Source organism: Microbacterium luticocti DSM 19459 (genome assembly GCF_000422405.1).
Taxonomy (GTDB): domain Bacteria; phylum Actinomycetota; class Actinomycetes; order Actinomycetales; family Microbacteriaceae; genus Microbacterium; species Microbacterium luticocti.
Genome location: NZ_AULS01000005.1, coordinates 99,672 through 118,182, shown reverse-complemented (window position 1 = coordinate 118,182; position 18,511 = coordinate 99,672). Strand labels below are relative to the sequence as shown.

The following is an 18,511-nucleotide window of genomic DNA, read 5'->3' as shown; positions in this document are numbered from 1 at the left end:
TCGACATTAGCGGCGCGGCCCGGTCGGTAGGCTGAAGACGTGGCCATTCTGCCGATCCGCATCATGGGCGATCCCGTCCTGCACTCCCCCGCCGCCGTGGTGGATGAGATCACCGACGAGGTCCGCACGCTCGTCGCCGACATGTTCGAGACGATGGATGCCGCACCCGGAGTGGGGCTGGCCGCCCCGCAGGTGGGGGTGCCGCTGCGCATCTACGTGTACACGTATCAGGACGACGACGGCGCGCCGTGGCGCGGCGTGGTGATCAACCCGGTGCTGTGGATGACGCCGCCGGCGCCCGGGTCGCCCGATCCGGACGAAGAGTCCGAGGGCTGCCTGTCGTTCCCGGGTGAGAGGTTTCCGCTGCGCCGCTCGGACGAGGTGCTGGTCACCGGCATCGACCTGGACGGGGCACCGGTGCGCATCGAGGTCGACGGCTGGCGGGCCCGCATCATGCAGCACGAGTTCGATCACCTCGACGGCATCCTCTACATCGACCGGCTCGACGACGCGGACTGGAAGACGACGCAGAAGATCGCCCGCAAACGCGGCTGGGGCCGGCCGGGTCAGTCCTGGACGCCCGGCGTCGACGACATCGACGCCTGAGCTCTCATCGGGCGCGCGGCTTGTCCTGCGCCGAGCGGGGCGGGTCGACGTCCACATCGATCGGCGCCTGACCGTCCAGCGACGACCAGCGACCCTGAGTGCCCTTGGCGCCGTGCGATGCCGCGCGCACCGCGCGCTCGTCGGCCCAGCTGTTCAGACGGTGCCCGGCATGCCCGCGCACGTGCTCGAGCACCACGTCGGGCAGGCCGTGCGCACGGCGCGCGTCGCGCTCGGCGATGAGCTGTTCGAGGATGTCGACGTTCTTGGTGCGTGATCCCGTGCTGGTCTTCCAGCCGCGGCGGGCGTGTGCGTCCATCCACGACGAGTACGTGTCGATCACGTACTTCGAGTCGGCCTGCACGGTCAGGTTCGCCACGTCCCGGTGGTCGCGCAGCGCGTTGAGCAGGGCCAGCAGCTCACCGATGTTGTTCGTCCCCTGCGGCAGCGATCCGGCCGCCCACTGCCCGTCTTCGCCGACCCAGGCCCATCCGGTGGGCCCGGGATTCCCCGAGCACGCGCCGTCGGTCGCAACCGTGTAGCTGTCGATCTCCGCCTCCTGACTCCGGTCCCGGCAGCACCGGGCGACTCACCGGAATCGAGTCTTGCACAGTCGAACCCGCGGTCATCCCGTCAACCATTATGTTGTTATAATGAATACATGCCGCAGCCGTTGTACGACATGGTCGAGCAGGCCCTCGCCGCCCGGATCACCGACCAGATGCACCCGGGCGACCGGCTGCCCACCGAGCAACAGCTCAGCGACCAGTTCGAAGTCAGTCGCATCACGGTGCGGCGCGCGATGGCGAATCTCTCGGCGCGCGGGCTGGTGCGGGTGGTGCAGGGCAAGGGCGCGTTCGCCGCGCAGCCGGCGATCCGCCAGCCGTTGGTGGCCCTGACCGGCTTCGTCGAAGACATGACCGCCATCGGGTTGGATGCCACGGCCGAGCTGGTCTCGTTCACCGAGATCGCCGCTCCCCGGCACGTGGCCGACGCGCTGGCGCTGCCTCCCGGTGCCGCGGTCGTGCGCATCGAACGCACCCGGATGGCGCAGCGCCGCCCGGTCTCGTTCGACATCACCTACCTGCCCGCCGAGCTCGGGCGGCCGCTGCAGGGCGACGACCTCACCCACGAGCCGATCTTCGCGCTGCTCGAGCAGCGGTACGGCGTGCCCCTGCGCCACGCCGACTACGAGCTGCGCGCGACCGCCGCCGACGCCGAGGTCGCCGCCGCACTGGACTGTGCGCCCGGCGCGCCGCTGTTCCACATCACGCGCACCTCGTACACCGACGACGGTCGGCCGGTGGACTACGAACTGCTGCACTACCGTGGCGACGCGGTCACGTTCACCACGCGGCTGGACCGTCCCGCGTGACCGGCCTCGGCATGCAGGCCGCGGTGTTCGCGGTGGTGCTCGTGGCCGCCGTGCTCGGGGCGGCGGTCGGCATGGCCGGCGGCGTGTTCATCGTGCCCGCCCTCACCGTGGTCTTCCGGGTGCCGTGGGAGGCGGCGGTGGCGGTGAGCCTGGTCTCGGTGGTCGCCTCGTCGAGCGCGGCGGCGCCGGCGGCGCTGCGGCGCGGCCTGGTGAACCTGCGCCTGGCGGTCGTGCTCGAGGTCGCCACCGTCGCCGGAGCCCTGCTCGGGGTGGTTCTGGCCGGTGTGCTGCCGGTGGGTGTGCTGTACGGCGTGTTCGTGACGGTGCTGGCGGCATCGGCCGCGCAGGTGTTGCGCCCCCGCAGGCCGCGGGCGGCCGCAGCGGGCACGTGGGGTTCCCGGCTGGGGCTGGATGCCGCATACCGCACGCGTGCGGGCGCGTCGGTGCCGTACCGGGTGGGGAGCGTGCCGGCGGGGCTCTCGCTGATGTTCGGTGCGGGGGCCTTGTCGTCGATGCTCGGCATCGGGTCGGGCGTGCTGAAGGTGCCGGCGCTCGATGCCGCCTTGCGGCTGCCGTTGAAGGTGTCGTCGGCCACCGCGAACCTCATGATCGGCGTCACCGCCTGCGGCACGGCCGCCGCAGCACTGCTGCACGGCTCGGGCGCGGCGTTGGATCTGGTGGCACCCGTGGCCGTGGCATCCGTCGCCGGCTCGGCGCTGGGCGCCCGGGTTCTGCTGCGCGTGCCGGTGGCGGTGCTGCGGGTCACGGTCGCGGTGATGCTGGTCGCCGTCGCGGTGCTGATGGTGGCCGCCGCACTGGGCGGCATGCGGTGACCGGCCGCCGGGATGCCGCTGGCCGCCGCCCGCACGGGACCGCGCGCATCGAGCGGGTGCTCGCCGTGTGGCTGCGCGTCGGCGTCGCGACGGCCACCGTGCTGCTGGTGCTCGGCTGGGTGTGCACCGTCGCGCCGGGCATACTCGCCCGGATCGGCCAGGCAGGGGTGATCGCCGGCATCGCGGTGCTGGTGCTGCTGCCGGTGGGGCGGCTGCTGATCCTGGCGGGCGCGTTCGCACGTCACCGCGAGCATGGCTACCTCGCCGTCACGGGTGTGGTGCTCGCCCTCACCGCGGCGACCGTCGTGGTGGCCCTGGCCGTGTCGGGCTGACCGGCCGGCGATCCTCAGCACCCCGGCTGCGGTCGGGCAGAGCGCCCCGCAGACGAAGAAGACCCCGAGGGTGGAGCCTCGGGGCCTACGCTCCCCCACTTGGACTCGAACCAAGAACCTATCGGTTAACAGCCGATTGCTCTGCCAATTGAGCTATGGAGGAATGTGCACCGCGTCACCGCGAGCAGCCCGACAAGCTTAGCAAACTTCGCGGGGTGCTCACGACGCGAGCAGGCGCGGGTCGGCGACCACCCCGGGGGTCCACACGACGTCGTCGACACCCTCGCCGACGGCGACCACATGACCGCCGCGCAGCACGATCACCCGCGCGTCCAGGGCCTGTGCGCCCTCGCGGTCGTTGCCCACCAGCAGCGTCGCCATGCCGTACTCGTCGCGCCGCCGCCGCACCGCCGCGGTGACCGCGTCACGTGCGTGCACGTCGAGGTTGGCGAACAGCTCGTCGGCGATCAGCACACGCGGGTCGAGCATCACCGCACGCGCGAACGCCACCCGTTGACGCATGCCGGCGCTCAGCTCGTACGGGTATTTCTCGCTCGTGCCCAACGGCAGCTGCAGCTCGTCGAGCAGCGCCGCGACGCGGATCGACAGCGCCCGGCGGTTCACCCGACGGTCGCGGCTGGTCACCGGCGACGCGATGGTCTCTTCGACGGTCAGTCGCGGCGCCAATCGTGCACCCGCCCCCTGCGCGAGATGGCCCGTCACATACGTCAGCGTGCGGTGAGCCCTGCCGGGGTGGCGTACCGGGATGCCTTCGACCCAGGCGTCGCCGCCCACCACCGCGAGCCCGGTCTCGTCCGCTCCGGCCAGCACGGCGGCAAGACTCGACTTGCCGGCCCCGGTCGGGCCGAGAACGGCCAGCGTCGCACCGTGCGGGAGCGTCGCGTCGAGCCCGTCGACGACGCGGACCGATGCCGCACCCCGGCCGGATGCGCGGGCGATGGACAGATCGCTGCAGCGGATGGCGACATCGGCGTCGCGTCGGCGGACCATGCCCTCATCCTGCCGCGTCGGTGCGCGCCGCGCCAGCCGCCCCGCGTCCGGTCGTCCTGTCGAGTCGTCCTCCCCGCGTTCCGGGCTCCCGTCGCGAACCGGCGAGGCGGGACGCCTCGCGCTCTGGTGGATCAGACCGGCGGATCAGGCCTCGGCGACCAGGCGCTGACGCTCGGCGTCGAGCTCGCGCAGCCGCAGCCGCACCGCCCGTCCCTCGTCCGAGTCGGCCGGCACCCGCTGGATCTCACCCAGCAGCTCGCGCTTGCGCGCGTCGAGGTCGCGGGTGATCAGCCGGCGGGCGAGGTCCTGCGCCGAGAGCGCCGCGTGATCGTCGTCCCGGGCCGGGAACTCCCCGGTCAGCAGCTCCGCCGCGAGCGACCGATACGGCTCGCGCACGGCCGACACCGCCTCGACCGACCATCCCGGACGCGAGAGGTCGGACACCGCGGCGACGCTGCGCCGCACCGCCTCGAGCGCGGGATGCCGCATCGGCAGCGACGCCGCCCGGCGCAGCAGATCCGGATCGATGCGGTGCCCGTACTGCAGGAACCCCATCAGCGCATCGCGCTCGAGCATCACCTCGGCCGCACGCGGCAGCGACGCCAGCGTGACCCGCACCTCGGGCGGGGCGACCGGCGACCCGTCGGGCGGCGCGGGCGCGGGGTCGGCGCGACGCGCGGGCGCGGCATCCGTCTTCTCGGCCCGCCGCACCCGCTCGACCTCGCGATGCACCTCGCCGGTGTCCATGCCGAGGCGTCTGGCCAGCACGCGGTTCTCGTACTCGCGGCGCACCATGGGGTCGCGCAGCTCGGCCACCACCGGCGCAGCCGCGCGCAGCCCGCCGACGCGCCCTTCGACCGTGCCCAGGTCGAACCCGCTCAGTCGCTGGTCGATGACGAACTCGAACATCGGCACCTTGGTGTCCATGAGCGCCCGGACCGCGGCGTCCCCCCGCTGCAGCCGCAGATCGCACGGGTCGAGCCCGGCGGGACCCACCGCGACGAAGCTCTGCGCGTTCAGCCCGCGCGTGGACGCGAACGCCCGCACGGCGGCCTTCTGACCGGCCGCGTCCGGGTCGAACGTGAACACCACCTCGGCGGCCGCATCGTCGCCGATGATGCGGCGCAGGATGCCCATGTGGTCGGCGCCGAACGCCGTACCGCAGGTGGCGACCGCGGTGGTCACCCCGGCGAGGTGACACGCCATCACGTCGGTGTACCCCTCGACGACCACCACCCGACGCGGGTCGCCGCGCGAGATGTCGCGCTTGGCGAGGTCGAGGCCGTAGAGCACCTGCGTCTTCTTGTAGAGCACCGTCTCGGGGGTGTTCAGGTACTTCGGGCCGTTGTCGTCGTCGTACAGCTTGCGCGCGCCGAACCCGAGCGTCTGCCCGGTGATGTCGCGGATCGGCCACAGCACCCGGCCGCGGAACCGGTCGTACACGCCGCGCTGGCCCTGCGAGACCAGGCCCGCCGCCAGCAGCTCGTCGCGGGTGAACCCCTGGGCGGTCAGTGCATCGAGCATGCCCGACCATCCCTTGGGCGCGTAGCCGACGCCGAAGTGCGCGGCCGCGCCGGCGTCGAACCCGCGCTCGCCGAGGAACCGCCGGGCGGTCTCGGCCTCAGGGGTCATCAGCCGGGTGCGGAACCATTCCGCCGCGGCCGCGTTCGCCGCGTACAGGCGGGACCGGCCGGATGTCTCGGGGGCGGGCCCGCCCTCTTCGTAGTGCAGGGTGTATCCGATCCGGGCCGCCAGCCGCTCCACCGCCTCGGTGAAGGTGAGGTGGTCCATCTGGCGCAGGAACGTGTAGACGTCGCCCGACTCGCCGCAGCCGAAGCAGTGGTAGAACCCCACCTGCGGGCGCACGTTGAAGCTCGGGCTCTTCTCGTCGTGGAACGGGCACAGCCCCTTCAGCGATCCGATGCCGGCCGACTTGAGCGCCACCCGTTCGCCGATCACGTCGGCGATGTTCACCCGGGCCTTGACCTCGTCGATGTCGGCCTGCGCGATGCGGGGCATCAGTGCGCCCCCGCGAAGGCGTGCGCCGCGGGCATCCACACCCCGAGCGAGGCGGCGTCGACCGGGCCGACCAGGCGGGTGTGCCACGCCAACGCCAGTTGGTCGGTGAGGCTCGCGACCTGGTCGACGATCACGCGGCGGGCCGCGGCATCCGTCGTCGCCGCCGCGAAATCGCCGGCGAACACCGGATCGAGTCGATCGGGACTGTGCCACAGGGCGTCCGCGAGACGCTTGAGTACGCGCCGCTGCTCCTTGTACAGCGCCTTGCGACCCTCGATCGACACGACGAACGCGCCGATGACGCCCTTGAGCACCGCCATCTCGACCTCGATCACCCGCGGCACCACGACGTGCGCGCGGTAGCGGGTGAGCACCGGGGTGTCGTACGCGTCGCGGGTGGCCGCCGTGGCGGCGCGTGCGAACCGGCCGATGAGGTCGCTGGTGAGGTTCTTCAACCGTGCCAGCGACCGGCGCGAGCCGTCGAACCCGGTGAGCCAGTCGTCGAGTGCGGTGAGCCGGTACAGCGCATCTTCGAGTTCGTCTCGGCGGAACCCGTACCCGACCCACGACTGGATGGCGTCCAGCAGTGCCTCGTGCTCACCGGGCGCGGTCAGCCGGGCCGGGTCGAGGTAGCCGTTGACGATCGCGTCTTCGAAGTCGTGCACCGAGTACGCGATGTCGTCGGAGAGGTCCATCACCTCGGCCTCGATGCAGCGCACCCGGCCGGGCGCGCCGTCGCGCATCCAGTCGAAGACCGGCTCGTCGTCGGCGTACACCCCGAACTTCATGCGGCCGCCGGCGTCGGGCAGCGGCCGGTCCGCGGTCCACGGGTACTTGCACGTCGCGTCCAGGCTCGCGCGGGTGAGGTTCAGGCCGTACGTCGTGCCGTCGGGGCCGAGCACCTTCGGCTCGAGCCGGGTGACGATGCGCAGGGTCTGCGCGTTGCCCTCGAAGCCGCCGATGCCCTCGGCCCAGTCGTTCAGGGCGCGCTCCCCGTTGTGACCGAACGGCGGATGCCCGAGGTCGTGGTTCAGGCAGGCGGTGTCGACCACGTCGGGCGACAGCCGCAGTGCGGTGGCCAGCTCACGGCCCACCTGTGCGACCTCGAGCGAGTGCGTCAGCCGGTTGCGGGCGAAATCGGCGGGCGAGGCAGGACTGAGCACCTGCGTCTTGGCCGCCAACCGCCGCAGCGCCGCCGAGTGGAGCACGCGCGCCCGGTCACGCGCGAAGTCGTCACGCTGTGACCGGTGCCGTTCGGCGACGAAGCGCGCGGCATCCGCCTCGTCGTACCCGCTGGGCCGGCCGGACCAGACCCCGACCGCGCCCTCATCCGCCACTCGTGTCCGCCTCGGACTCGGTGAGGGATGCCGCGTGTCGGCCGATCTCGCGGGAGTCGAGCCAGCCTTCCGGCAGCACGGTGCGTTTGGGTGACCCGGCCCGGCCGCGCTGGCCCTCCGCCGCCTCACCCGGGTAGGGCGCGTCGAGGTCCAGCTCGCCGAGCAGCTCGTCGATCTCGGCGAGGCTCGAGGAGGTCGCCAGCCGCGCGCGCAGGTCGCCGCCCACCGGATACCCCTTGAAGTACCAGGCGACGTGCTTGCGGATGTCGCGGCATCCGCGCCCCTCGTCGTCGAAGAACTCGACCAGCAGCTCGGCGTGCCGGCGGAACGCACGGGCAACGAACCCGAGGGTGGCGTCGACCGGTTCGCCGGCCGCGGTCCCCGGCCCGCCCAGGGCGCGGGCGAGATCGCCGAACAGCCACGGGCGGCCGAGGCATCCACGGCCCACCACGACGCCGTCGCAGCCGGTCGCATCCATCATGCGCTGGGCGTCGTCGGCCGACCAGATGTCGCCGTTGCCGAGCACGGGCACGCTCGTGACGGCCTCTTTCAGCGTCGCGATGGCCGACCAGTCGGCGTGACCGGAGTAGAACTGGCTCGCGGTGCGCGCGTGCAGCGCGATCGCCGCCACGCCGGCGTCCTCGGCGATCCGGGCCGCGTCGAGATATGTGAGGTGCTCGTCATCGATGCCCTTGCGCATCTTGACCGTGACCGGCACCGGGCCCGCCGCCCGCACCGCGGCGGTGACGATGTCGCGGAACAGGTCGAGCTTCCACGGCAGCGCCGATCCCCCGCCTTTGCGGGTGACTTTGGGCACCGGGCACCCGAAGTTCATGTCGATGTGGTCGGCGCGGTCCTCGGCCACGAGCATCCGGGTCGCCTCGCCCACGGTGTGCGGGTCGACGCCGTACAGCTGGATCGATCGGGGCGTCTCGGACTCGTGGTGGGTGATCAGCCGCATCGTGGTGGCGTTGCGCTCGACCAGCGCGCGGGTGGTGATCATCTCGCTCACGTACAGGCCCGCGCCGTACTCACGGCACAGCCGGCGGAATGCCGTGTTGGTGATGCCCGCCATCGGCGCCAGCACGACGGGCGCGTCGAGCTCGATCGGTCCGATACGCAGCGTGCGTGCGGGGGCGGCGGTGGCGGTCACCCGTCCATTCTCCCAGAACCGGCGCCGCCGCGACGCGACCCGCTTAGGCTGTGGATCATGACCGACACGACCGCCGCGACGCTCCGAGACATCCCGTTCACCACCGCCGACGGCGGCACCGCGACGCTGGCCGATTTCGACGGCAAGGTGCTGCTGATCGTCAACGTCGCCTCCAAGTGCGGGCTGACGCCGCAGTACGAGCAGCTCGAGCAGTTGCAGCGCACGTACGGCGACCGCGGCTTCACCGTGCTGGGCTTTCCGTGCAACCAGTTCATGGGACAGGAGCCCGGTTCGATGGAGCAGATCCTCGACTTCTGCTCCACCACGTACGGGGTGACCTTTCCGGTGTTCGAGAAGATCAAGGTCAACGGCAAGAACGCGGCGCCGCTGTACAAGGCGCTCAAGAAGGCGAAGGATGCCGAGGGCAAGCGCGGTCCGATCATGTGGAACTTCGAGAAGTTCGTGCTGACGCCCGACGGCACCGTGCACCGCTTTCGCCCGCAGACCAAGCCCGACGACCCGGCCGTGGTGCGCGTGATCGAGGGGAGCCTGCCGCGCTGAGCGGTCGCGGGTTCTTCAGACACGCCGGCTCCGCGACGCACGCCGTCAGTCGGCGGCCGGCCGGTCAGCGGCAGGCCGGCTGGCGCGTCAGTCGGCGGCCGACCGGTCGGCGGGTTCCGCGCGGTGCTCGTCCCAGATCTGGCGGACGATCTGGGTGAACGCCTCGGGCGGCTGGGCGCCGCTGACGCCGTACTTTCCGTCGATGACGAAGAACGGCACCCCGTTGATGCCGTACGCGGCCGCCTGCGCCTGGTCGGCACGCACCGCGTCGAGGTGGCGTCCCGATTCCAGGGCCTCGCGCGCGGCTGCGGCATCCAGCCCCGCCTCTTCGGCGAGGGCGACCAGGTCGTCGACGCGGCCGACGTGCCGGCCCTCGGTGAAGTAGGCGGCCATGAGGCGTTCGGCCATCTCGTGCTGGCGACCCTGCTGTTTCGCGAAGTGCAGCAGCTCGTGCGCCTTGACGGTGTTGGTGTGTTTGAGCAGATCGAACCGGTAGTCGAGCCCCGCATCGGCGGCGACCCCGGTGACGCGCTCGAGCATCTGCTGCACCTGCTCGCGCGGCATGCCCTTGTGCCCGGCGAGGAAGTCGATCTCGTCGCCGTCGAAGTCGACGGGGGTGTCGGGCGAGAGCTCGAACGAATGGAACACCACCTCGACCTCGGGCGCATCGCCCGTGGCGGATGCCGCAGCCAGCCCCTTCTCGAGGTTGCGCTTGCCGATGTAGCACCAGGGGCAGGCGATGTCGGACCAGACGTCGATGGTGATGGGTGGAGTCACATCTGGTGCAACCCGGCGAACGGCTTCACGTATTCCGCCGCATCGCGTGTTCGGTCGCTTCTCGTGTTCGCTTCTCGTGTTCCGTCACAGCGCGGGCGTGTCCACGGCGCCGCCGAACCGGCGGTCACGGTCGAGGTACAGATCGATCGCGTGCCAGAGGTCCTGGCGGGTGAAGTCCGGCCACAGCGTGTCGAGGAACACGAACTCGGCGTACGCCGACTCCCAGAGCAGGAAGTTCGAGGTGCGCTGCTCGCCCGACGAGCGCACGAACAGGTCGACGTCGGGCATGTCGGGGATGTACAGGCGTCGACGCACCAGCTTCTCGGTGACGGCCGAGGGCTTCAGCCGCCCGGCTGCGACGTCGTCGGCGATCGATCGCATCGCGTCGACGAGTTCGACCCGGCCGCCGTAGTTCACGCACATGGTCAGGGTCAACACGTCGTTGTCGGCGGTGAGCCGCTCGGCGTACTGCAGCTCTTTGATCACCGAGCCCCACAGCCGCGGCCTGCGCCCGGCCCACCGCACGCGCACGCCCCACTCGTTCAGCTGGTCGCGCCGGCGGTGCAGCACCTCGCGGTTGAACCCCATCAGAAAGCGCACCTCGTCGGGCGACCGGGCCCAGTTCTCGGTCGAGAACGCGTACACCGACAGGTGCTTCACGCCGGCCTGGATCGCCCCGGCCACCACGTCCAGCAATGCCGCCTCGCCCGCACGGTGCCCCTCGATGCGGGTGAGTCCGCGCCGGTTGGCCCATCGGCCGTTGCCGTCCATGACGATCGCGACGTGGTGTGGCACCGCCTGTTTCGGGTAGGCGGGCGGGTACTGGCCGGTCCAGTCGAGCGGTCGGTACGGCACCGCGTCGCGGTGGGTGTAGGGCTTGGGTGTCACAGGCGCACGTCCTGTGGTGGGGCCGGCTCGGTGCGCACATGCTGAAGTGAACGGATGCCGCGTTCCAGATGCCATTGCGCATATGCGGCCACGAGACCGGATGCGGCCGCGGTCGCAGCCTCGGTCGCGGCATCCACCCGGTCCCACTCCCCCGCGATGAGCGACTGCAGCAGCCGGGTCGTGCCCAGATCGACGCGCACCGACCCGACCGGGGCGCAGTCGCCGCACACCATGCCGCCCAGCTGCGCGACGAACGCGTCGTGCGGCCCGGGCAGGCCGCACCGGGCGCAGTCGTCGAGCCCGGGCGCCCACCCCGACATCGCCATCGCCCGCAGCAGGTACGAGTCCAGGATGCTGCGCGCGGCGTGGTCGCCGCGGGCCAGCGAGCGCAGCCCGCCCACCAGCAACAGGTACTGCTGCGGGGTCGCTTCGGCCTCGTTCAGCCGGTCGGCGGTCTCGACCATGGCGCTGGCGGCGGTGTAGCGCTCGTAATGCGTGGCGATCTCGGCGCCGTACGCCCCCAGCGACTCGGCCTGTTGCACGATGTCGAGGCTGCGTCCCTGATACAGCTGCACGTCGGCGACCATGAACGGTTCGAGCCGGGCACCGAAGCGCGACGAGGTGCGCCGCACCCCCTTGGCGACGGCACGGATCTTGCCGTGGCGTCGGCTCAGCAGCGTGACGATGCGGTCCGCCTCACCCAGCTTGTGGGTGCGCAGGACCACGACTTCGTCACGGTAGGTGGGCACCCGTTCATTATCCCGGCACACGACGACAATGGATGCGTGACCGACTCCGTCTTCGTGATTCCGTTGTGGGCCGACCTTCTCGCCGTGGGACTCGGCGGCATCCAGGGCGCCGTGTTCGCCGCCGGATTCCGCGGGCAGCGCCGCCTGGACTTTCTGGGGGTGGCGATCATCGGCATCATGGTCGGGATGGGCGGCGGCCTCATCCGCGATCTGCTGCTGAACGCCACACCGGCGACCCTGCAGAGCAACTGGTACCTGCTGACGGCGACCGGCGCCTCGTTGGTCGGGATGCTGCTGGCCGGGCCCCTGACCAGGCTCAACGGCGTGATCGTCGGGCTGGATGCCGTGGTCATCGCGCTGTTCGGCGCATTCGGTACGAGCAAGGCGCTGGCCGTCGGCCTGCCGGTGGTGCCGGCCGTGTTCGTGGGAGTGTGCGCCGCGGTGGGCGGCGGCGTGCTGCGCGACGTGCTGGTGGGCCTCCCCGTCGCGATCATGCACGTCGGGTCGCTGTACGCCGTCGCGGCCGGTGCGGGATGCGTGGCCCTGGCCGGCCTGCACGGCCTGGGCGTCGCGTTGGTCCCCGCCGCGGTGGTCGGGATCGTGCTGACCGCGGTGATCCGGCTGCTGGCGGTGATCTTCGACGTGTCCTTGCCCGAGCAGCGCATGCTGCACCGGCGCAAGGTCGCCGTGGAGACCACTGCGATCCCGGTCATCCGGCCCGACGCATGACGCCTCTGCCGGCTCGGGTTCCACCTCAGAGCGCGCCCTCGAGGTGGAACCCGAGAGGCAGAACGCTAGACCGCGGCGAGTTGGTGAGCCCGCGTGCGGATGGCGCGGTTGACGCCCGACACGATGGCCTTCAGGCTCGCGGTCGAGATGTCGCCGTCGATGCCGACGCCCCACAACCGCCGGCCGTCGACCTGCAGTTCGACGTAGGCGGCCGCCTGCGCGTCACCGCCGGTGCTGAGCGCATGCTCGACGTAGTCGTACACCGTCACATCGATGCCGGAGGCCTGCAGCACCTCGATGAAGGCGGCCACCGGTCCGTTGCCGGATGCCGCGGCCTGCACCTGCTGTTCGCCGTCGCGCAGCGTGACCTCCAGGTGCACGTCGCCGGTCATGTCCGATGAGGTGCGGGTGCCGAGCACCTCGAACCGTCCCCAGCGCGCCTCGGCGTCGTCGGCGGGCAGGTACTCGTCGCAGAACACCGCCCAGATCTCGTCGCTGGTGATCTCGCCGCCCTCGGCGTCGGTCTTGGCCTGCACCACGCCCGAGAACTCGATCTGCAGCTTGCGGGGCAGATCCAGCGCGTGATCGGTCTTCAGCAGGTATGCGACACCGCCCTTGCCCGACTGCGAGTTCACCCGGATCACGGCCTCGTACGAGCGCCCCAGGTCCCTCGGGTCGACCGGCAGGTAGGGCACCGCCCACTCGATCTGATCGACCGGGGCCCCGGATGCCGCAGCCGTGGCCGCCATGGCCTCGAAGCCCTTCTTGATCGCGTCCTGGTGCGACCCGCTGAACGCGGTGAACACCAGGTCGCCGCCCCACGGGCTGCGCTCGGGCACGGGCAGCTGGTTGCAGTACTCGACGGTGCGCTTGATCTGGTCGATGTCGCTGAAGTCGATCTGCGGGTCGATGCCCTGCGTGAACAGGTTCACGCCCAGCGTGACCAGGTCGACGTTTCCGGTGCGCTCGCCGTTGCCGAACAGGCATCCCTCGATCCGGTCCGCGCCGGCCATGTATCCGAGCTCGGCCGCCGCGACGGCGGTGCCGCGGTCGTTGTGCGGGTGCAGCGACAGGATGACGTTCTCGCGGTGGTCCAGGTGCCGGTTCATCCATTCGATCGAGTCGGCGTACACGTTCGGGGTGGCCATCTCGACGGTGGCGGGCAGGTTGATGATGACCTTGCGCTCGGCGGTCGGCTCGAACACCTCGAGCACCCGGTTGCAGATCTCGGCGGCAAACTCCAGCTCGGTGCCGGTGTAGCTCTCGGGCGAGTACTCGTAGTAGACGGTGGTCTCGGGGATGCGCTCCTCGTACTCGCGGCACAGCCGCGCGCCCTCCAGCGCGATGTCGATGATGCCCTGCTTGTCGGTGCGGAACACCACCTCCCGCTGCAGGATGCTCGTCGAGTTGTACAGGTGCACGATCGCCTGCTTGGCGCCCGCGATGGCGTCGTAGGTGCGCTCGATCAGGTGCGCCCGTGACTGCGTCAGCACCTGGATCGTGACGTCGTCGGGGATCAGATCCTCGTCGATCAGCTGGCGGACGAAGTCGAAGTCGGTCTGGCTGGCCGAGGGAAAGCCGACCTCGATCTCTTTGTAGCCCATCTTCACGAGCAGCTCGAACATGATGCGCTTGCGCTCGGGGCTCATCGGGTCGATGAGCGCCTGGTTTCCGTCGCGCAGGTCGACGGCGCACCAGCGCGGGGCGACGGTGATGCGCTTGTCGGGCCAGGTGCGGTCGGGCAGGTCGACGCGGATCTGCTCGTGGAACGGGCGGTACCGGTGCACCGGCATGGCCGAGGGCTTCTGATTGTTCTGCATGATGCGGCTTCTTCTCTCGTCAGGACGTGTGTCCGAGTGGCGGGCCGACGACAAGCTCCGCGACGAGGAGGGCCCTAGAACGAGGACTCGTCGCGGCAGCTAAGGAGAAGCACGAAGCCTGCGCGCATGGACACAGCGTACACCCACGCGCCGATCGCCCCGATCATGTGACGTCGCCATCCCGTCCGAGCGGTCGCGCCGGTGGCAGCGCCCGGCGCCGGAACGCGTCCGCGGCGGGAGGCCACCGGCATCCGTGAATCAGAACCCCAACCGGCCGAGCTGCTTCGGGTCGCGCTGCCATTCCTTGGCGACCCGCACGTGCAGCGACAGGTAGACGCGCCCGCCGACCAGGGGTTCGATGCCGGCGCGGGCGCGGGCCCCGACGTCCCGCAGCCGGCTGCCCTTGTGCCCGATGATGATGGCCTTCTGGCTGTCGCGCTCGACGACGATGTCGGCGTACATGTCGGTGAGGTCGCTGCCCTCGCGCGGCGCCATGTCTTGCACCACCACCGCGATCGAGTGCGGCAGTTCGTCGCGCACGCCCTCGAGCGCGGCCTCACGGATGATCTCGGCGACCCGGTCGTCGAGCCTCTCGTCGGTGACGACGTCGTCGGGGTACAGCGCCGGCCCGGCGGGCATGAGGTGCAGCAGCTCGTCGGTGAGCACGTCGAGCTGGTCACGGGTGAGCGCCGACAGCGGGATGACGGCGGCCCAGTCCTCGCGCAGCGCGTCGACTTCGATCAGCCGTTCGGTGATCTGCTCCCGGCCGGCCGCGTCGGTCTTGGTGACGATCGCCACCTTCTTGGCGTTCGGGTAGCCGTCCAGCGACGCGGCGATGCGCCGGTCCCCGGGTCCGACCTTCTCGGTGGCGGGCGCGCAGAATGCGATGACGTCGACGTCGCCGAGCACCTGCTCGACCAGGTCGTTCAGGCGCTGCCCGAGCAGCGTGCGGGGCCGGTGGATGCCGGGGGTGTCGACGATGATCAGCTGCCCGGCGGGCCGGTTCACGATGCCGCGGATCGCGCGCCGGGTCGTCTGCGGCTTCTCACTGGTGATCGCGACCTTCTCGCCCACCAGGGCGTTGGTCAGCGTGGACTTGCCCACGTTCGGGCGTCCCACGAACGTCACAAACCCGCATCGGGTGTCGGTCATCTCTCGTCCTCCTCCTGCCGCGGCGCGGCCGCGCGCTCCACGAACACCGTGGCGATCCCCCGGCCGCGTCCCCGCGAGGCACCGCCGGTCATGCGCAGGCCCTCGTACACGGCGGTGGCGCCTGGTTGCGGTACCCGGCCGAGCGCCTTGCCGAGCAGACCGCCGATGGAGTCGACGTCCTCGTCGTCGAGGTCGAGCCCGAACAGCTCCCCGACCTCGTCGACGGGCAGCCGCGAGCTCACCCGGAACCGGCCCGGATCCAGCTCCACCACCTCGGCGGCACGCGGGTCGTATTCGTCGGCGATCTCGCCGACGAGTTCTTCGATCAGGTCCTCGAGGGTCACCAGCCCCGACACGGCGCCGTACTCGTCGACGACCAGGCACACGTGCACGGCATCCCGTTTCATCTGCTGCAGCAGCGTCTCGGCCCGCATCGACTCGGGCACGAACACCGGGGGCCGGGCGATCCGGCTGACCGGGGCATCCCCCCAGCCGGCCTCGTCGCGGAAGCTGACCAGCACGAGATCCTTCAGATACAGCACGCCGACCACGTCGTCGGCGTCGTCGTCGACCACCGGCATGCGTGAGACGCCACGGTCGAGGAACACGCTCATCGCCTCGCGGGCGGTGCTGTCGGCGGCGACCGTGACCATGTCGGTGCGCGGCACGCACACCTGCCGCACCACGGTGTCGGTGAAATCGAACACGGAGTGGATGAGGTCACGGTCGTCGGCCTCGATGAGGTCGTGCGAGGCGGCCTCGTCGACCATGCTCAGCAGCTGCTCTTCGCTGTCGAACGAGGCGCCGCGGGCGCCGCCGGGTGTCACCCTGTCGCCGAGCGCCATCAGCCCCTGCACCAGCGGGCCGAGGATGATGCGGATGCCGCGGACGATGCGCGCGCACCCGCGCAGCAGCCCCTGCGCGTGCCGACGGCCGACCGAGCGGGGGCTGGCGCCGACGAGCACGAACGAGATGCCGGTCATCAGCACGACGGCCGCGAGCATCGCCCACCAGATGTTGGCGAACAGCAGGGTAAACGCGACGGTGACCAGCACCGCGGCGGCCGTCTCGGCGAGCACGCGGATGAACACGATCGCGTGCAGGTGCGCGTCGGGGTCGGCGGCGATGCGCCGCAGCTGACCGGCGCCGCGCCCGCCCTCGTCGGCGAGCTCGAGCAGGTCCTGCCGCCCGGTCACGCCCATGGCGGCGTCGAGAGCGGCCATGAGGCCGCCGAAGGCGACCAGCAGCACGGCCGCGACCAGCAGCAGGATCGGTGTCATGCGCGGCGGCGCCGTCGTTCGGCGGCGTGGAAGCCCAACAGCAGGTCACGCTGCAGGCCGAACATCTCGCGCTCCTCGTCGGGTTCGGCGTGGTCGAATCCGAGCAGGTGCAGCAGGCCGTGCGTGGTCAGCAGCAACAGTTCGTCGAGTGTGGAGTGCCCGGCCGACGCGGCCTGGGTCTCGGCGACCTGCGGGCACAGCACGATGTCGCCGAGGAGGCCCGGCGGGGTCGGCGTCTCGGCGGTGCCCGGACGCAGCTCGTCCATCGGAAAGCTGAGCACATCGGTGGGCCCGGGCTCGTCCATCCATTGCACGTGCAGCGCCTCCATGGCGCCTTCGTCGACCAGCAGGATCGCCACGTCGGCGTCGGGGCTGACGTGCAGCTCGGCGAGGTCGTGCTCCATGAGCCGCAGCAGCACGGTCTCGTCGACGTCGACGCCGGATTCGTTCGAGATCTCGATGGTCATGGTCGTCCTCGCTTGGGCAGATGGTCGTGCGGGCCGCGCGAGGGCTGTGCGCGGCGCCGTTCGGCACGGTTGGCGAATTCCGCGGCCTCGTCGCGTTCCCGGCGGGAGGCCAGGCGCTTCTCGTCGTACGCGGTGTACGCGTCGACGATCTTGCCGACCAGGGTGTGCCGCACCACGTCGTCGCTGGTGAGCGTCGAGAAGTGGATGTCGTCGATGTCGCCGAGCACCCGGGTGACCAGGCGCAGCCCGGACGCTCCCTGCGGCAGGTCGATCTGGGTGATGTCGCCGGTGACGACCATCTTGGTGCCGAACCCGAGCCGGGTCAGGAACATCTTCATCTGCTCGGGCGTGGTGTTCTGCGCCTCGTCGAGCACGACGAACGAATCGTTCAGGGTGCGCCCCCGCATGTACGCCAGTGGGGCCACCTCGATGGTCCCCGTGGCGATGAGCTTGGGCACCAGTTCGGGGTCCATCATCTCGTTCAGCGCGTCGTACAGGGGCCGCAGGTACGGGTCGATCTTGTCGGTCAGGGTGCCGGGCAGAAACCCGAGCCGCTCCCCGGCCTCGATCGCCGGCCGCGACAGGATGATGCGGCTGACCTCTTTGCGCTGCAGCGCCTGCACCGCCTTGGCCATCGCCAGGTAGGTCTTTCCGGTGCCGGCCGGTCCGATCCCGAACACGATGGTGTTCTCGTCGATCGCGTCGACGTACGCCTTCTGGCCGGCGGTCTTGGGGCGGATCACCTTGCCCCGGGAGGTGATGATCACCTCGCCGAGCACCTCGGAGGGCCGCATCCCGCTCTCGGACTGCAGGATGCGGTTGGACGAGACCACGTCGACGGGATCGAGCCCCTGCCCGGACCGGGCCATGGCCAGCAGCTCCTGCACGAGCTCGCGCGCGGCGGCGACCGCGCCGGATGCCCCGGTGAGGGTGATCTCGTTCCCACGCACGTGCACGTCCACGTCGGGATGCTCGCGCTCCACCACCCGCAGCAGCCGGTCCTGCGGACCGAGCAGTTGCACCATGGCGACGCCGTCGGCGTAGATCCGCTCGACGGCGGGTGCGTCATCCGGCATTCATGCTCTTCTCGTCGAGGCCCCCGGCCAGCACATGCGCGTGGACGTGGAACACGGTCTGCCCGGCACCGGCACCGGTGTTGAAGATGAGACGGAAGTCGCCGTCGCCGTGCTCGGCGGCGAGCTTCTTGGCCAGCGCGATCATCTCGGCGAGCAGGCCGGGGTCGCCGGCGGCCAACTCGGTGACGTCGCGGTACGTCGCGTTCTTGGGGATCACCAGCAGGTGCACCGGAGCCTTCGGCGCGATGTCACGGATCGCGAACAGCGTGTCCGTCTCGGCGATGATCTCGGAGGGGATCTCGCCGTTCAGGATGCGCGTGAAGATCGAGGGCTCGCTCATGCCCTCCAG

At 70.8% G+C, this 18,511-nt stretch carries 20 protein-coding genes and 1 tRNA gene; 6 read left to right on the top strand and 15 right to left on the bottom strand.

Annotated elements, in window-relative coordinates; genetic code table 11:
• The first annotated feature begins 39 nt into the window (after positions 1 to 39).
• Complete coding sequence (gene def / locus H577_RS0107730; protein ID WP_029145481.1) at positions 40 to 606, top strand: peptide deformylase; 567 nt, start codon at positions 40 to 42, stop codon at positions 604 to 606.
• Between the two features lie 4 nt (positions 607 to 610).
• Here def and H577_RS0107725 read toward each other — a convergent pair whose 3' ends face one another.
• Positions 611 to 1,153, bottom strand: a complete 543-nt coding sequence (locus H577_RS0107725) for a ribonuclease H family protein (protein WP_029145480.1) — start codon at positions 1,151 to 1,153, stop codon at positions 611 to 613.
• Positions 1,154 to 1,264: 111 nt separating this feature from the next.
• Here H577_RS0107725 and H577_RS0107720 point away from each other — a divergent pair, with 111 nt between their 5' ends.
• The 3 genes from H577_RS0107720 to H577_RS0107710 are packed head-to-tail and all read left to right on the top strand — an operon-like array spanning position 1,265 to position 3,143.
• Positions 1,265 to 1,978, top strand: a complete 714-nt coding sequence (locus H577_RS0107720; protein WP_029145479.1) for a GntR family transcriptional regulator — start codon at positions 1,265 to 1,267, stop codon at positions 1,976 to 1,978.
• Positions 1,975 to 2,811: a sulfite exporter TauE/SafE family protein gene (locus H577_RS0107715; protein ID WP_211217902.1), complete on the top strand. Its 837-nt coding sequence runs from the start codon at positions 1,975 to 1,977 to the stop codon at positions 2,809 to 2,811. The genes H577_RS0107720 and H577_RS0107715 overlap by 4 nt, the downstream gene beginning before the upstream one ends.
• Positions 2,808 to 3,143 (top strand): DUF1634 domain-containing protein, encoded by a 336-nt coding sequence (locus tag H577_RS0107710; protein WP_029145477.1) that lies wholly within the window; start codon positions 2,808 to 2,810, stop codon positions 3,141 to 3,143. Before H577_RS0107715 ends, H577_RS0107710 begins: the two co-directional genes overlap by 4 nt.
• 90 nt (positions 3,144 to 3,233) lie before the next feature.
• On the opposite strand, the gene H577_RS0107705 is transcribed toward H577_RS0107710, so the two are convergent.
• From H577_RS0107705 to dusB, 5 genes are all read right to left on the bottom strand, one after another.
• A tRNA-Asn gene (locus H577_RS0107705) sits at positions 3,234 to 3,306 on the bottom strand.
• Between the two features lie 56 nt (positions 3,307 to 3,362).
• Positions 3,363 to 4,154 (bottom strand): ATP-binding cassette domain-containing protein, encoded by a 792-nt coding sequence (locus H577_RS0107700; RefSeq protein WP_029145476.1) that lies wholly within the window; start codon positions 4,152 to 4,154, stop codon positions 3,363 to 3,365.
• Positions 4,155 to 4,298: 144 nt separating this feature from the next.
• Complete coding sequence (dnaG, locus tag H577_RS0107695) at positions 4,299 to 6,173, bottom strand: DNA primase (protein ID WP_029145475.1); 1,875 nt, start codon at positions 6,171 to 6,173, stop codon at positions 4,299 to 4,301.
• Entirely contained in the window at positions 6,173 to 7,510 is a 1,338-nt protein-coding gene (locus H577_RS0107690; protein ID WP_029145474.1) for a deoxyguanosinetriphosphate triphosphohydrolase, read from the bottom strand. The genes dnaG and H577_RS0107690 overlap by 1 nt, the downstream gene beginning before the upstream one ends.
• Positions 7,500 to 8,663 carry a tRNA dihydrouridine synthase DusB gene (gene dusB / locus H577_RS0107685; RefSeq protein WP_029145473.1) on the bottom strand — a complete coding sequence of 388 codons (1,164 nt, stop codon included), beginning with the start codon at positions 8,661 to 8,663 and terminating at the stop codon, positions 7,500 to 7,502. The genes H577_RS0107690 and dusB overlap by 11 nt, the downstream gene beginning before the upstream one ends.
• A gap of 57 nt (positions 8,664 to 8,720) precedes the next feature.
• Between dusB and H577_RS0107680 the strand changes: the two genes are divergently transcribed.
• On the top strand, positions 8,721 to 9,224 hold the full coding sequence (locus tag H577_RS0107680; protein WP_029145472.1) for a glutathione peroxidase: 504 nt from the start codon (positions 8,721 to 8,723) through the stop codon (positions 9,222 to 9,224).
• 87 nt (positions 9,225 to 9,311) lie between these two features.
• On the opposite strand, the gene H577_RS0107675 is transcribed toward H577_RS0107680, so the two are convergent.
• The 3 genes from H577_RS0107675 to recO all read right to left on the bottom strand — a co-directional run bounded on the left by H577_RS0107675 (position 9,312) and on the right by recO (position 11,638).
• The gene (locus H577_RS0107675) at positions 9,312 to 10,001 is read right to left on the bottom strand and encodes a DsbA family oxidoreductase (RefSeq protein WP_029145471.1); all 690 of its coding nucleotides are present in this window, start codon (positions 9,999 to 10,001) and stop codon (positions 9,312 to 9,314) included.
• Between the two features lie 84 nt (positions 10,002 to 10,085).
• Positions 10,086 to 10,889 (bottom strand): isoprenyl transferase, encoded by an 804-nt coding sequence (locus tag H577_RS0107670; RefSeq protein WP_029145470.1) that lies wholly within the window; start codon positions 10,887 to 10,889, stop codon positions 10,086 to 10,088.
• A complete protein-coding gene (gene recO / locus H577_RS0107665) occupies positions 10,886 to 11,638 on the bottom strand; it encodes a DNA repair protein RecO (protein ID WP_029145469.1) in 753 nt (250 codons plus the stop codon). The genes H577_RS0107670 and recO overlap by 4 nt, the downstream gene beginning before the upstream one ends.
• A 36-nt stretch (positions 11,639 to 11,674) precedes the next feature.
• On the opposite strand from recO, the gene H577_RS0107660 reads away from it, so the two are divergent.
• Positions 11,675 to 12,367 carry a trimeric intracellular cation channel family protein gene (locus H577_RS0107660; RefSeq protein WP_029145468.1) on the top strand — a complete coding sequence of 231 codons (693 nt, stop codon included), beginning with the start codon at positions 11,675 to 11,677 and terminating at the stop codon, positions 12,365 to 12,367.
• A gap of 65 nt (positions 12,368 to 12,432) precedes the next feature.
• Here H577_RS0107660 and leuA read toward each other — a convergent pair whose 3' ends face one another.
• The 6 genes from leuA to H577_RS0107630 form a co-directional block, all read right to left on the bottom strand.
• Positions 12,433 to 14,187 carry a 2-isopropylmalate synthase gene (gene leuA / locus H577_RS0107655; RefSeq protein ID WP_029145467.1) on the bottom strand — a complete coding sequence of 585 codons (1,755 nt, stop codon included), beginning with the start codon at positions 14,185 to 14,187 and terminating at the stop codon, positions 12,433 to 12,435.
• 258 nt (positions 14,188 to 14,445) lie between these two features.
• A complete protein-coding gene (gene era / locus H577_RS0107650; RefSeq protein ID WP_029145466.1) occupies positions 14,446 to 15,339 on the bottom strand; it encodes a GTPase Era in 894 nt (297 codons plus the stop codon).
• Complete coding sequence (locus H577_RS0107645) at positions 15,336 to 16,619, bottom strand: hemolysin family protein (protein ID WP_029145465.1); 1,284 nt, start codon at positions 16,617 to 16,619, stop codon at positions 15,336 to 15,338. Before H577_RS0107645 ends, era begins: the two co-directional genes overlap by 4 nt.
• Positions 16,616 to 17,086, bottom strand: coding sequence for an rRNA maturation RNase YbeY (gene ybeY / locus H577_RS0107640; RefSeq protein ID WP_029145464.1), 471 nt, complete (start codon positions 17,084 to 17,086; stop codon positions 16,616 to 16,618). The genes H577_RS0107645 and ybeY overlap by 4 nt, the downstream gene beginning before the upstream one ends.
• The gene (locus H577_RS0107635) at positions 17,083 to 18,162 is read right to left on the bottom strand and encodes a PhoH family protein (RefSeq protein ID WP_029145463.1); all 1,080 of its coding nucleotides are present in this window, start codon (positions 18,160 to 18,162) and stop codon (positions 17,083 to 17,085) included. The genes ybeY and H577_RS0107635 overlap by 4 nt, the downstream gene beginning before the upstream one ends.
• Complete coding sequence (locus tag H577_RS0107630; protein ID WP_029145462.1) at positions 18,152 to 18,502, bottom strand: HIT domain-containing protein; 351 nt, start codon at positions 18,500 to 18,502, stop codon at positions 18,152 to 18,154. The genes H577_RS0107635 and H577_RS0107630 overlap by 11 nt, the downstream gene beginning before the upstream one ends.
• Between the last annotated feature and the right edge of the window lie 9 nt (positions 18,503 to 18,511).